Here is a 13789-nt window from a genome sequence, read left to right as displayed (position 1 = left end):
GTTCACTGCAGCGAAAGCCCGTTTTGCATTTTGCCTTTTTACTTTTTTGATAAGGCTGCAAAATAGGCAATGGTCTTTTTAAAACAGTGATAAAAAAGCCCGTACAGGAATTCCTGTACGGGCTTGCTATCGGCAGAGCGTTTGCAGATCTTACACGGCGAAACTTTCACCACAGGCGCAGGTGCGGCTGGCGTTGGGGTTGTTGAAATGAAAACCCTTCCCGTTTAACCCATCCGAAAAATCCAGCTCGGTGTTCACCAGGTACAAAAAGCTTTTCAAATCGGTGACGATCTTCAGGCCTTTGTCTTCAAATACCTGGTCGGCAGGTTTGCTTTCGTTGTCAAAATCCATTTTGTAACTGAGGCCGGAACAGCCGCCACCTACCACGCTTACCCGCAAAAAGTAAGACGGGTCGGATTTACCGGCTTCCTTCATCAGCTCTCCGATCTTCGTTCGTGCCTTGTCCGTAACATGAATGGCATTATCCAGTGCAACCATAGATTAAAAATTCAAAAGGCAAAAGTAAAAAACAGAAGCAGCATTTGCGGAATCACCGGCCAGTTATGACGTTTCACTGACAAAGCCGGTTGCAAAAAGGCGATTTCGGGCCGAACACTCCGGCAAAAACGAGGGAATGAAGCCGGCAGCGAAAAGCCGGCTAGCGAAACGAAAGTTCGCGGAGCCGGGCAACCGCCTCTCCCAGCTTTTTCACCACGTAGTCAATTTCTTCTTCCCTTGTGAAGCGCCCCAGGCTAAAGCGCAGCGAACTGCGGGCTGCCTCGTCGTCGAGGCGAAGGGCTTTCAGCACATAGGACGGTTCCAGCGAAGCCGAAGTACAGGCCGACCCGGAAGAAACAGCAATTTCCTTGTTGATCGCCAGTAACAGGCCTTCGTTGTCCACGCCTTTAAAGCCAATATTGGTGACATTGGGCAAACGGTGCTGCCGGCTTCCGTTGACAAAACTGCCGTCAATCTGCAACAGGGATTTTTCCAGCCTGTCGCGAAGGCGGGTGAGGCGTTCGGCGTCCGGCTGCAGTTCTTCCTGGCAAAGTGCACAGGCTTTGCCAAATCCGACGATACCGGGCACATTGAGCGTTCCGCTGCGCATATTCCGTTCATGTCCGCCGCCGTGCATTTGCGCCGACAGTTTCACTCTGGGTGAGCGGCGGCGCACATACAGCGCCCCTACCCCTTTGGGCCCATATAGCTTATGTGCCGACATGGCCAACAGGTCGATGTTGTCCTGGTTGACGTCAACGGGAATTTTACCGACAGCCTGCGTTGCATCGGTAAAAAAAATCACGTTGTGCTGACGGGCAAGGGCACCGATCTCTTTCACCGGCATGATGGTTCCCAACTCGTTGTTGGCATACATGATGGCAATCAACACCGTATCCGGGCGGATGGCGGCTTCCACCTGTTGCGGCGATACAAGTCCTTCGGCATTCACGGGCAGATAGGTGATTTCGGCACCGCGTTTTTCAAGGTGCTTGCACACGTCCAGTACGGCCTTGTGCTCAATGTTGCAGGTAATGATGTGCGAACCTTTGGCGGTATAGGTTTCAAACACCCCTTTCAACGCCAGGTTGTCGGCTTCCGTGGCACCGGACGTAAAAACGATCTCATTGGGTTCGGCCCCAATCAGGGAAGCCACCTGTTCGCGGGCACGATCCACGGCCTCCTCGGCCTGCCAGCCAAACGAGTGGTGACGACTGGCTGCATTGCCAAACTGCGTGCTAAAAAAAGGCAACATCACTTCCACCACCCGCGGATCGCAGGGTGTGGTGGCATTGTAATCGAGATAAAGCGGCAGGTGAAGCATACCGGTATTGATTGAATGAAGTGAACAGACAAAATTACCATATACCAGCCGATTGGGAGCGCAGCCTTATTTTTATCCAAATTTTTCTCTATGCTGCGTGTGGAGCACATTGGCATCGCTGTAAAATCTTTGCAGGACTCCGTTCCCCTGTTCGAAAAACTATTGAACACGCCCTGTTACAAAACAGAAACCGTCGAGAGTGAAGCCGTGAACACGGCCTTCTTCCGGCAGGGCGAAACCAAGATCGAATTGCTGGAGTCGACGAAACCGGAAGGCGTAATCCAGGCGTTCATTGCAAAAAAAGGCGAGGGCATTCACCACCTTGCTTTTGAGGTGGAAGACATTGCTGCCGAAATGGAGCGCCTCAAAAAAGAAGGCTTTGTGCTGCTGAATGAAACGCCTAAAAAAGGTGCCGACAACAAACTGGTTTGTTTTCTGCATCCCAAAAGCACCAACGCCGTGCTGATCGAGTTGTGCCAGGAGAACCGCAGGTAAAACGGGCTAATAGTTTTTTTTACACTGAACGGTTGAACTATTTACAATTCCTGTTTACAAAACAGCTGTTTCTCCTACCCGGTTAAACGCTTTAAAATCGCACTACCCGTAATAAAAAAAGTAACCCCGGGTAGAAACCAGGGGTGCATCCTCAACGCCTAAAAAAAATAGGTTTACGTTCCGCCGAAACGAAACAAATCTGTTGGGTAATCTATGATTATTGGAAATATTCTTTTGGGAAGCCGGCGCATGCGCAGCGCATGCAAGGGTGTGGTGTGTTTTTCATTTTCAGTACGGATTTAATTCAATGTTGATTTCTCCATTCGTATGTCAACGATGGCAAACATAGTGTTCGCAATTTTGTTTTGCAACAAATTCGGCAGTTTTCTTTTGATAATTTGAAAAAAAATTGACGGCTTCGTTGCAGTCGTAAATACCGGAAAAAACTACCTTCTTTTTCTGCGTTTTACACGTGCAAAAGACAGGCACCGGCCACGTAACATTTACAGGTATTTTTACCTACAACTTTACAACGACATTTTTGTTGAAAGAAGACATGCTGCAATCCCATTACGATTATATCATTGCCGGCGCTGGCTGTGCAGGCCTAAGTCTTCTTATGCGTATCCTGCAACAAAACGAATTGCAGCAAAAGCGGATCTTGCTGATCGATGAAACGGAAAAGGAGCGCAACGACCGTACATGGTGCTTTTGGGAAAAGGAAGAAAGCTTTTTCGAAACCATCGTTTTTCAATCGTGGGACAAACTGCAGTTTTACAGCGACGATTTCTCTTCCGAATTTTCCATTGCCCCCTATAGCTACAAAATGATCCGGGGTATCGATTTTTACCGCCATTGTTTTGCCGTCATCAGGCAATCGCCCAACGTCGACTTTCACAAAGGAAAGATTGACCGTCTTTTTTCCGACGCCACAACCGGCATTGTCACCGGAGGAAAAACTATCACGGCAGACTATGTGTTCAACAGCATTTTATTTGGCAAACCGGAGTTGAAGAAAAAAGACGTGTGGCTGCTGCAGCATTTTAAAGGATGGCTGGTGGAAACCGAAACACCGGTGTTCAATGTTGCGGCGGCAACGCTGATGGATTTTCGCATTTCGCAAAAAAACGGAACAGCCTTTTGTTACGTGCTGCCCTCCTCTCCAACCGAAGCATTAGTGGAGTACACACTTTTCACACCTGCGCTTCTCCAGCCCCACGAATACGATGAAGGCCTGGAAAACTATCTTCGTGCTTTTTTAGGTTTGAAATCCTTTACGGTAAAAGAATCAGAGTTTGGCGTCATCCCAATGACCAACCACCGGTTTGCAAACCGGCACAACCGGATCGTCCATATCGGCACCGCTGGCGGGCAAACAAAAGGGTCGAGCGGCTACACGTTTTCATTCATCCAGCGACACAGCAAACAAATCGCCGAAAACCTGGCAAGGCAAGAACAGCCATTCGTTGCCGGCAGTCCCAAACGTTTTCATTTTTACGACAGCGTACTGCTGCAGGTGCTGGACAACCACCTTGTTGAAGGAGAAGAAATTTTTGCCACAATGTTCCGGAAAAACAAGCCGCAGGAAGTGCTGGCGTTTTTGAACAACACGTCTTCGTTCGCCACAGAATTAAAAATTATTTCCACGCTGCCGATTCTTCCCTTCTTCAAAGCGGCGATGCGGCAGATGATGTAAATGTTTCAACGCAGGTGGAAAAAATCTCTCACAAAACGCACAGATGAGCACAGGCAAATGTATCCTTAGAATGCGGCGTTCTCAGTAAGAAATAAACCTTTAGCTAAACTGGTTGACCACCTGAACCAATTGCTGGGCCTGCACCACTCCCGACTGGCGCCATTTTACCTGGCCGTTTTTAAAGAGGATCAGCGTCGGCACGCCCTGGATGCGGTATTGTTCAGCTACCGCCGGGTTTTTGTCAATATCAACTTTCAGGATCGTCGCCTTTTCGCCAACATGATCTTTTGCCTGTTTCAGGATGGGCGCCATCATTTTGCAGGGGCCGCACCATTCGGCAAAAAAATCTACGAGCACCGGTTTATCCGAATTGATAAGTTCTGTAAAACTTGCCATACCTTTTTGCAGTATTTGTAACACACAATGTACCAAACAGGCGCATTGGCCACACAATTTAAACCTGTTTTTGCGCATGACAACACCATTGCTCGACAAGACTCTCAAATTATTGCTACTCCTCATTCTGCTCTTTCTTGTCCTGTACTTTGGAAAACCCTTTCTGGTGCCGGTGCTCATCGCCACATTTCTGTCGATGCTGCTGGTGCCGCTTTGCACCCAATTGGAACGCAAACTGCCAAGGGGTTTGGCGGCCCTGATCTCGGTTTTAATCTTACTAAGCGCTGTAGCCCTAATCGTTTATATTGTCAGCACACAGGTTTCCAACATCGCCGGCAACGCGGAGCAGATCGAGCGGAATATTTCCGAAAAAGTGCAGAAGGTGGAGGAATTTGTTACCCGGTCGCTCGGTATCCCGCAACAAAAGCAGGCACAGGTCATCCAGGAGCAACAACAGGAATCCACCGGGAAAATATCGTTGCTGATCTCCGGTTTTTTCACTTCGCTAGGCGGGCTGTTCACCAACTTTATCATCGTGCTGGTGTATATTTTCCTGTTCCTTTACTTCCGTGACCATTTCAACCAGGCCCTCCTGCGGATCGTTCCGCCCAAAGACAAAACCAATGCCCGCACCATCGTGCACGACGCACAGCAGGTAGCCCAAAAATACCTGACCGGTCTTGCCATTATGATTGCCTGCCTCTGGGTCATGTATGGCATCGGGTTCAGTGCTATCGGCGTGCGAAACGCCCTGTTTTATGCCGTGCTTTGCGGCCTTCTTGAGATCGTACCCTTTGTGGGCAACCTTACCGGCGTCAGCATCACCGTCATCATGTCGCTGGCGCAGGGCAGCGATCTAAAGATGGTGCTTGCCATCGTTATCACCTACGCCATTGTGCAGTTTTTGCAAACCTATATCCTGGAGCCGCTTGTCGTTGGCCGCGGCATCAGCATTCACCCCGTTTTTACCATTGTTGGGATTGTTGGCGGCGAAGTGCTCTGGGGCATCCCGGGCATGGTGCTGGCCCTGCCAATCATGGGCGTCATCAAAATTATTTGTGACCACATCGAGCCGCTAAAACCCTATGGCTTCCTGATCGGCGAAGAACGCAAACGCGAACCCGGCATCGTCCGGAAAATCAAAAAAAAGGTTTCCCAATGAATGATCAATTGCCCGGGAGCCGCTGTGTTCCTCCTGCCCGTTTCAGCCCTACTTTTGTTGCATGAACATGACGGGACTGTATTCCATTTACCAGCAATATCCTTCGGTACAAACCGATACCCGCAAGTTGCAGAAAGGCGATCTTTATTTTGCCCTCAAAGGGCCAAACTTTAATGGCAACGCCTTTGCGCAGCAGGCACTCGACAGCGGCGCCGCGTATGCGATCGTCGATGAACCCCAATTCGCGGTGAACGACAGGACCATCCTAGTGGATGACGTGTTGCAAACCCTCCAGCAACTGGCGCTGCATCACCGCCGGCAGTTCAGCATTCCGTTTCTTGCCATTACCGGCAGCAACGGCAAAACAACCACCAAAGAATTGATTCACGCCGTGCTTGCCACGACGTTTACAACCTATACGACGGAAGGCAACCTGAATAACCACATTGGCGTGCCGCTGACGATTCTCAAGATCAAAAGCGATGCGCAGATGGCCGTAATTGAAATGGGCGCCAACCACCTGCGGGAGATTGCTTCGTACTGCGAGATTGCACTGCCGACGCACGGGCTGATCACCAATTGCGGCAAGGCCCACCTCGAAGGATTTGGCGGCGTGGAAGGCGTGCGAAAAGGCAAAGGCGAATTGTTTGATTTTCTGCGCAGCCATGATGGCACCGCCTTCCTCATGAACGATTACGATTACCTGCACGAGATGAGCCAGGGCATTCGCCACCGGTTTACCTACGGCACAAATGACGGCGATGTGGCCGGTGATGTCCGGGAAAGCGATCCTTTCTTGCAGGTGCAGTTTACCAAAGGCTTCCAGGGTGAGATTGCAACGGCTTTGGTCGGCAGTTATAACCTGCCGAATGTGCTGGCAGCGGTGGCCGTTGGAAAATTCTTTGGCGTGGAAGACGCTAAAATCAAAACGGCAATTGAACAGTACACACCGTCCAACAGCCGTTCGCAACTGGTGCAAAAGGGTTCCAACAAAATCATCCTCGACGCTTACAATGCCAACCCAAGCAGCATGAAGGCGGCCATCGACAACTTTGCAAAGGTCGAAGGCGATCGTAAAATCCTGGTGCTGGGTGCCATGGCCGAACTGGGCGATGAAAGCCGTGACGAACACCAGGCTATCATCAGCGAAATCGGGCGGCATTCCTGGAAAGCGGTGCTGTTAGTGGGGGGTGATTTTTTACACTCGTCCCACTCTTACCAAACCTTTGCAAGACCGGAAGAAGCCGGTGAATGGCTGAAAGCGCAAGACCTTCACAATGCTTACCTCCTGGTAAAAGGCTCGCGAAGCATGCAAATGGAAAAAGTGCTGAATTATCTCTGATGCCGGAAAACGAACGTCCACACCGAAGTTACCTGAGCACCATTTTTGGCTGCTGGTGTCCGCGTTGCCGCGAAGGCAAATTGTTTCGGCACCCGCTGAGTTTCCGGCTGAAAAAAAGCATGGAGATGTACGAACGCTGCCCCGTGTGCGGCCAGGCCACCGACATTGAAGTGGGCTTTTATTACGGTACCGGTTATGTGAGTTACCTGATCGGCATCGTCATTACCATCATCAGCTTTTTGGTATGGTTTCTTCTCATTGGCTTTTCGTTTAAGGACAGCCGCTTTTTGATCTGGGTAACGTCCAACTCGGTTCTTCTCCTGGTTTTACAGCCCTGGCTCATGCGTTTCTCCCGCAGTTTGTGGCTTTCGTTTTTCGTGTCTTACGAACCGGATTGGGAACACGTGGCGCCGGCCGAGCCGGAACGGACCAACGAAGACCAGAAAAACAACTGGTGAACCACCCCGCTCATAACCCGGCCGGACCTGAGTGGCACAAAAATTTCAAGTGTGCCGGCATGAAAAAACTCAACGCTTTTTTTGTGCACAAAAGCGCCTTTGCCATCCTTCTTGCCGTGCTTTTGCTCCAGGCAACTAACAGCATTGCACAGGTTGACACCTTGAAGGCCCAAACCGATACAATCGCCCAAAAAACCGATACGTTAGTCAGAGAAAATCTTGCGCAGGCGGCCGATACGACACCTGTTTCCAAAAAGAATATAAAAGCCAACCTGGCAACAATGGATGCCACGGCTCCATCGGTCTACAAGATCAATCCGCTGAGCACAGCGCTGATCGGTGTAGCTGCGACGGCGGCGAACATGATCGCCATAAACAATATCCTGCACAACAAACCCGATTTGACGGAAGCGGAAATACAGGCTGCCAACAGGAATATCCTTAACCGTTTCGACAGGTGGGCACTGGAACTGGATCCGTCCAAAAGAGATCATTTCTATTCCCTGTCCGACAAAGGGCTTACCATTACCCTGGCTGCATCGGCCGCGACATTCTTGTTTAATAAAAAAACGAGGAAAGACTGGCTTCGCCTGGGCCTGATGTTCTACCAGACACAGTTCCTCACCTTTGCCTTCTACGATTTTAGTTTCTTCGGTCCCTTGTTTCAAAACAGGCTTCGGCCGATCGTGTACTACGACTATTTCCCCATTGAACAACGTAAAGGCGGCAATCAGAAAAACTCGTTTTACAGCGGGCATGTGGCTAATGCCACGGCCGCTACGTTTTTTGCCGTGAAAGTGTATTGCGATTACCACCCCGAGATCGGCAACAAAAAAATCCTGCTTTACGCGGCGGCTTCTGTTCCTCCGCTGGTCACTGGATGGTTGCGCATGAAGGCGCTTGCACATTTCCCTTCCGACATCATGGCCGGCTATCTCATTGGCGGAGTCTTTGGTATTGTGATCCCCGAACTGCACCGGATCAAAACCAGGAACCTCCAGGTGAATACGTTTTATAACGGGCAAAGCGGTGGCCTTCGATTCACGTATGCACTGGGACGTAAGTCCGCACCCGCCCCAAGCCATGCGACAATGGCAAAGTAAGATGCCAGGTAGTGGAGTGGTATGCAGTTAAACACTTCGACCTTACGGAGGCTTTTCTACCGGGCCGTTAGTATCCAGATAAAAAAAGGCAGCACATTGATGTGCTGCCTTTGCTGTAAAAAATAACAGTTTACAAGGTCTTGAGCTTGATGTTCCGGAACCAGACTTCGTCGCCGTGGTCCTGCAAGCCGATGCGGCCCGATTTGCTGCGGCCAAAAGCCGGCATGTCCTTGAACTTGCTTTTCGCAATCATCTGGTACCAGTTGTCGTCCCACATGGTGGTTGACAGGGTGTGCACGCCGTTCAGGTAAAAATCCAGCTTGCCTTTGTTGGCCACGATCTCGGCCGTGTTCCATTCACCAACCGGCTTTACGGCTTCTTTCGCTGTAATGAGGTCGTAAAGATCACCGGCGCGGTGCTTGATGATTTTTGCATCCGGGTGACCGTTGTTATCCAGCACCTGCATTTCCGGGCCCGTATTCCACATGGCGCTGTATTGCGGGTCTTCCTTGGAATAAAAAATCACACCGCTGTTGCCATTGGGCGCAATCTTCCAGTCGTATTTCAGGTGAAAGTTTTCAAACTCCTGGTCGGTAACAATGTCACCGCCCTGCAGTCCTTCTTTTTTTCCCTTGGCATCGAGATGCAGCACGCCGTCTTCGGCTTTCCAGGCGCTGCCAACACCGGTTTTGTTATAGGTGTGCCATCCGCTGGTTGTCTTTCCGTCAAAAAGCGAAACCCATCCGGCTTCGTTTGCAGCCGTGTTGTTCCCGGTCGATTGCATGGTTGTTTTGTTTTGGGTGGAGCAGGACAAAAGCGCCGCTGCGGCCACAACGAATGACAATTTGTGCATTATTGCTGTTTTAATAAAAGAATGTATTTCACCATGGCAACAGCATCATCGTGCGACAATTGCGGGTGCGCTGTCATCGGCACCTGGCCCCAATTGCCGGAACCACCATGGATTACCTTGTTGGCCAGCGAGTCTTCGATCCCCGGCTTACCGGCATAACGGGCTGCCACTTCCTGGTAGGGAGGACCAACCACTTTTTCTGCCACCTTGTGACAGGTTAAACAATCGCTTTGACCAACCAGAGCGAGGCCTTTTTTATAATCCGGATTTTGCGAAACGTCTGTCGTTGCAGGCGCTTCTGTGGTCGTGGCGGCACCCGGGCCCGTTCCTGTTCCGGCACCATTGTCTCCTGTCTTGTCATTCGAAGCAGACTTGTTGTTGCTACAACTCCAAATAGTGGCCACCGCGGCCAGTAAAATCAACGTCTTTTTCATCTGTCTTTAATTTTTACGAAATTCCTAAAACTTTTTTATTAAATGCCTCATCGGCGGCCACGCCGGCAAAGTCGTCGAACGCTTTTGCCGTTGCCTGTATAATATGGCTGTTAATGAACGGCGCACCTTCTTTGGCACCCTGCTCCGGCGACTTGATGCAGCACTCCCATTCCATCACCGCCCAGCTTCCATAGCCGTACTGGGTCAGTTTGCTGAAGATGCTTTTAAAATCCACCTGTCCATCACCGGGAGAACGGTAACGGCCGGCACGGTGCAACCATCCCTGGTACCCGCCAAAGGTTCCCTGTTTACCGGTTTTATTAAATTCCGCATCCTTTACATGGAAGGCTTTGATGCGTTCGTGGTAAATATCGATGTAGGCAAGGTAGTCCAGTTGCTGCAGCACAAAGTGAGACGGATCGTACAACAGGCAGGCACGGGGATGATTGTTGACTTCTGCTAAAAACATCTCGTAGGTTTCGCCGTCGAACAGGTCTTCGCCGGGATGAATCTCGTAGGCTACATCCACACCACACTCGTCGAAATAATTGAGGATGGGTGTCCAGCGTTTGCCCAGTTCTTTAAACCCTTCTTCCACCAGGCCTGCCGGTCGTTGTGGCCAGGGGTGAAAGGTATGCCAGAGCAATGCACCGCTGAACGAAGGGCAGGCTGTCAATCCCAGGTTTTGGGAGGCCTTTGCTGCGTAGCGCATTTGCTGCACGGCCCATTCGGTACGGGCCTTTGGGTTCTTCTTTGCACTGTCCGGTGCAAATGCATCAAAGAGGTCGTCGTAAGCCGGATGCACGGCAACCAATTGTCCCTGCAGGTGCGTGGACAGCTCGGTGATCTCCAGGCCGATTTCATTGATCATGCCTTTCAGTTCATCGGCGTATGTCTTGCTTTCGGCGGCTTTTTGCAAGTCGATGCAACGGGGATCCCAGGTGGGGATCTGCACGCCGCGATAGCCAAGGTCTTTTGCCCACTGGCAAATGGACTTCATGTCGTTGAACGGGGGTTTGTCGCCCAAAAACTGGGCGAGAAAAATTCCAGGTCCTTTAATGGTCTTCATGATGAGAGAATATAAATATTAGCAAATTGTAAAAGGCAAGTTCAATGTGATAATTTGATAATTTGAAAATGAATATTCTTAATCCCGGCAGACCGACCGAACGGCGATGTGCGACGCAACGAAATCCAATCGGCATTCAACTGCCAGTCTCCTGAAAAGAACAACCAAATTGCACTCACACCTTCCATTAGCACCTTATCGAATTATCGCATTGTCACAATATCCAATTGTCGAATTATCCAACTATCGCATTACACTTCAAACGCTGTCCACTTCTTTTCTGATTTTCCCGAGGCAATCACGTTTTCGATAAAGGCCATTCCCCTGACCCCGTCATCGACCGTTGGAAAATCGAGCCATTCGGCTTTGGGCTGTCCACCATTTTTCCTCGCCTCGACGCACAACGCAAAATTGCGGTAGTGGTTCGCAAAGGCCTCGAAGAACCCTTCGGGGTGGCCCCACGGTGTACGGGTGTTATGCCTTGCCAGTTCGCTCAGGTACCCGTTTCCCGCACGAAGTGTTTGGTACGGTGCATCCAGCATTTTTACCAGCAGGCTGTTGGCATCCGCATGACTCCATTCGAGCCCGCCTTTTTCGCCATAGACTTTTATGGTCAGGTTATTTTCTTCACCGGCCATGATTTGCGAAGCCATCAGCACACCGGTTGCACCATTATTATATTGTAACAATACGGCACCGTCATCATCGAGCTTCCGGCCTTCCACAACAATATTCAGTTGTGCACACAACGCGGTTACCTGCAACCCCGTGACATATTCGGTCAGGTTGAAGGCATGCGTACCAATATCGCCCATGGCACCTGCCGCGCCACTGCGGGACGGATCGGTGCGCCACTCCGCCTGCTTGTAGCCGGTGGCTTCGAGGTATTGCGACAACCAACCTTGCGGGTAGGTCACAAAGATTTTCCGGATCGTTCCCAGCGCCCCGCTCCTGACCTGCTCCTTTGCTTCTTTGATCATCGGGTAACCGGAATAGGTATGGGTAAGGCAGAGATAGCGGCCCGTTTTTTCAACGACCTTTTTTAATTCCTTGGCCTCGTCCAATGTAAAAGTCATGGGCTTGTCCATGATGACATCAAAGCCGCTTTCAAGGGCCATCTTCGCCGGACCAAAATGCAGGTGATTGGGGGTTACGATGCTGACGATTTCCATGCGTTCCTCTTCGGGCATCGCGGCCTCTTTCCGAATCATTTCCTCCCAGGAACCGTAGACGCGTTCGGGCGGCAGGTCCAGTTCGCCAGCCATGGACTTTGACTTTTCAGGATCCGAGCTAAAGGCACCGCAGACGAGTACAATAAGGCCGTCCAGGGCCGCGGCCGACCGGTGTACCGCGCCAATGAAAGCGCCAGGTCCACCGCCGATCATTCCCATTCGTAATTTTCGCATAGTTCGTTCGTAATAATGGTTTTTTTGTCAACACCGGAGGGAGTTGCAATCGTTGATTAAATTGTGGTTTTCAAGCGACTAAATTTAAGAAGGGTTTTTCTTGCATCGCCGAAAATCTTGCAGACAAAAAGATTTTGATGTGTAATTTTTGTTCCAAAAAAAAATTTCTCCGTTTGCAAAAAGCTGTACATTTAAAACCACTTGGTATTTGCTGAACGAAAACAAGACATGGTTACTACCCACTTGCTATATCAATTTCATCTTTTTCTTTCCCTGAATTTTAAATCGGTTGGCGAATGAAAGCAACGACCCGTGTGCAGTTGTCGGTCATGATGTTCCTGAATTTCTTTATTTGGGGTGCCTGGTATGTGACGATGGGGACTTACCTGGATAAGGTACTGCATGCAAGCGGTGTTCAGATCGGGGCGGCTTACAGCGCCATGGCGATCGCCACCATCATTTCGCCGTTCTTCGTTGGCATGATCGCCGACCGCTTTTTCGCCGCACAAAAAGTGCTGGCCGTGCTTCACCTGGTTGGCGCCTTGTTGTTGTACTACATCACCACCATTCAAAATCCCAATTCGTTTTACTGGGTTTTGCTGCTGTACTCCCTTATGTATGCGCCCACACTGGCCCTGGCCAATTCGGTTGCCTTCCGGCAAATGACGGATACCAGCAAAGAATTTGCATCTATCCGGGTTTTTGGTACCATTGGCTGGATCGCCACCGGCTGGATGATCGACAAAGTGTTCAGGATCGGCACCGACCAACTGGCCTTCACCTTCACGATGGCGGCCGTTGCTTCTTTCATCCTTGCCGTACTCAGTTTCTTTTTACCCGATACACCACCGAAGGCAAAAGGCACAAAAGCCACCTTCAAACAAATCCTGGGTGCGGATGCATTTGTCCTGTTCAAAGACCGCTCCTTCGCCATCTTTTTTCTTGCCTCGGTACTGATCTGTATCCCTCTTTCGTTTTACTACAGTTTTACCAACCTGTTCCTCACAGAGGTGGGTATGCAGAACGCAACGAGCAACATGACCTTCGGGCAATTCTCGGAAGCACTTTTTATTTTGCTGATCCCGGTTTTCTTCCGCCGGCTGGGTGTCAAATGGATGATCGCCATCGGCATGATCGCCTGGACGCTTCGCTTCCTTTGCTTTGGTTACGGCAATGCAGACGCCGGGATGTGGATGCTTTTTGCCGGCATCATCCTGCATGGTGTCTGCTTCGATTTCTTTTTTGTGACCGGGCAGATTTATACCGACAGCAAAGCTGGTGTCAACATTCAAAGCCAGGCGCAGGGAATGATCACCATGGCAACCTATGGCATCGGCATGTGGATCGGTACCCTGCTATCGGGATACGTCAAGGAAGCGTACACGGTTAACAACGTGGTAAACTGGAAAGGCATTTGGATGGTGCCGGCCGGAATTGCGTTTGCCGTGCTGATACTTTTTGTTTTACTCTTTAAGGATAACCGGAAACCAGTTATTACAGAACCGGAGGCCGAAATCGGCCTGGCTGAAACCCGCCTGACCTAAATTGAATTT

The 13789-nt window shown here is 50.4% G+C and carries 14 protein-coding genes; 7 read left to right on the top strand and 7 right to left on the bottom strand.

The genetic code is table 11. The annotated features are described in order from the left end of the window. Nucleotides 1-150: 150 nt before the first annotated feature. Together D6024_RS08525 and D6024_RS08520 are read right to left on the bottom strand one after the other, a co-directional pair. Entirely contained in the window at nt 151-498 is a 348-nt protein-coding gene (locus D6024_RS08525) for a HesB/IscA family protein (protein ID WP_121354202.1), read from the bottom strand. Nucleotides 499-658: 160 nt separating this feature from the next. Beyond that, nucleotides 659-1822, bottom strand: a complete 1164-nt coding sequence (locus D6024_RS08520; protein ID WP_121354201.1) for an IscS subfamily cysteine desulfurase — start codon at nt 1820-1822, stop codon at nt 659-661. Between the two features lie 90 nt (nt 1823-1912). On the opposite strand from D6024_RS08520, the gene mce reads away from it, so the two are divergent. Then, complete coding sequence (gene mce / locus D6024_RS08515) at nt 1913-2317, top strand: methylmalonyl-CoA epimerase (RefSeq protein WP_121354200.1); 405 nt, start codon at nt 1913-1915, stop codon at nt 2315-2317. A gap of 472 nt (nt 2318-2789) precedes the next feature. Beyond that, nucleotides 2790-4013, top strand: coding sequence for a lycopene cyclase family protein (locus D6024_RS08510; RefSeq protein ID WP_121354199.1), 1224 nt, complete (start codon nt 2790-2792; stop codon nt 4011-4013). 99 nt (nt 4014-4112) lie between these two features. Here the strand turns inward: D6024_RS08510 and trxA are convergent, their stop codons facing one another. Further along, a complete protein-coding gene (trxA, locus tag D6024_RS08505) occupies nt 4113-4409 on the bottom strand; it encodes a thioredoxin (RefSeq protein WP_121354198.1) in 297 nt (98 codons plus the stop codon). Between the two features lie 76 nt (nt 4410-4485). Between trxA and D6024_RS08500 the strand changes: the two genes are divergently transcribed. The 4 genes from D6024_RS08500 to D6024_RS08485 all read left to right on the top strand — a co-directional run bounded on the left by D6024_RS08500 (nt 4486) and on the right by D6024_RS08485 (nt 8474). Continuing rightward, nucleotides 4486-5571 carry an AI-2E family transporter gene (locus tag D6024_RS08500; protein WP_121354197.1) on the top strand — a complete coding sequence of 362 codons (1086 nt, stop codon included), beginning with the start codon at nt 4486-4488 and terminating at the stop codon, nt 5569-5571. 61 nt (nt 5572-5632) lie between these two features. Next, nucleotides 5633-6913: a UDP-N-acetylmuramoyl-tripeptide--D-alanyl-D-alanine ligase gene (locus tag D6024_RS08495; protein ID WP_121354196.1), complete on the top strand. Its 1281-nt coding sequence runs from the start codon at nt 5633-5635 to the stop codon at nt 6911-6913. Beyond that, nucleotides 6913-7371 carry a DUF983 domain-containing protein gene (locus D6024_RS08490; RefSeq protein ID WP_121354195.1) on the top strand — a complete coding sequence of 153 codons (459 nt, stop codon included), beginning with the start codon at nt 6913-6915 and terminating at the stop codon, nt 7369-7371. Before D6024_RS08495 ends, D6024_RS08490 begins: the two co-directional genes overlap by 1 nt. A 59-nt stretch (nt 7372-7430) precedes the next feature. Then, complete coding sequence (locus D6024_RS08485; RefSeq protein WP_162944636.1) at nt 7431-8474, top strand: phosphatase PAP2 family protein; 1044 nt, start codon at nt 7431-7433, stop codon at nt 8472-8474. A 130-nt stretch (nt 8475-8604) separates the two neighbouring features. Here the strand turns inward: D6024_RS08485 and D6024_RS08480 are convergent, their stop codons facing one another. From D6024_RS08480 to D6024_RS08465, 4 genes are all read right to left on the bottom strand, one after another. Next, nucleotides 8605-9327 carry a 3-keto-disaccharide hydrolase gene (locus tag D6024_RS08480; protein ID WP_121354193.1) on the bottom strand — a complete coding sequence of 241 codons (723 nt, stop codon included), beginning with the start codon at nt 9325-9327 and terminating at the stop codon, nt 8605-8607. Beyond that, a complete protein-coding gene (locus tag D6024_RS08475) occupies nt 9327-9761 on the bottom strand; it encodes a c-type cytochrome (protein WP_121354192.1) in 435 nt (144 codons plus the stop codon). The genes D6024_RS08480 and D6024_RS08475 overlap by 1 nt, the downstream gene beginning before the upstream one ends. 13 nt (nt 9762-9774) lie before the next feature. After that, nucleotides 9775-10830, bottom strand: coding sequence for a sugar phosphate isomerase/epimerase family protein (locus D6024_RS08470; protein ID WP_121354191.1), 1056 nt, complete (start codon nt 10828-10830; stop codon nt 9775-9777). A gap of 251 nt (nt 10831-11081) precedes the next feature. Further along, the gene (locus tag D6024_RS08465) at nt 11082-12236 is read right to left on the bottom strand and encodes a Gfo/Idh/MocA family protein (RefSeq protein WP_162944635.1); all 1155 of its coding nucleotides are present in this window, start codon (nt 12234-12236) and stop codon (nt 11082-11084) included. 296 nt (nt 12237-12532) lie between these two features. On the opposite strand from D6024_RS08465, the gene D6024_RS08460 reads away from it, so the two are divergent. Continuing rightward, entirely contained in the window at nt 12533-13780 is a 1248-nt protein-coding gene (locus D6024_RS08460) for a nucleoside permease (protein WP_121354189.1), read from the top strand. Nucleotides 13781-13789 lie beyond the last annotated feature (9 nt).

This window comes from Flavisolibacter nicotianae (assembly GCF_003628535.1).
Taxonomy (GTDB): Bacteria; Bacteroidota; Bacteroidia; order Chitinophagales; family Chitinophagaceae; genus Flavisolibacter; species Flavisolibacter nicotianae.
The sequence above is the reverse complement of the archived record's forward strand: the minus strand, read 5'-3'. Positions and strand labels throughout refer to the sequence as shown.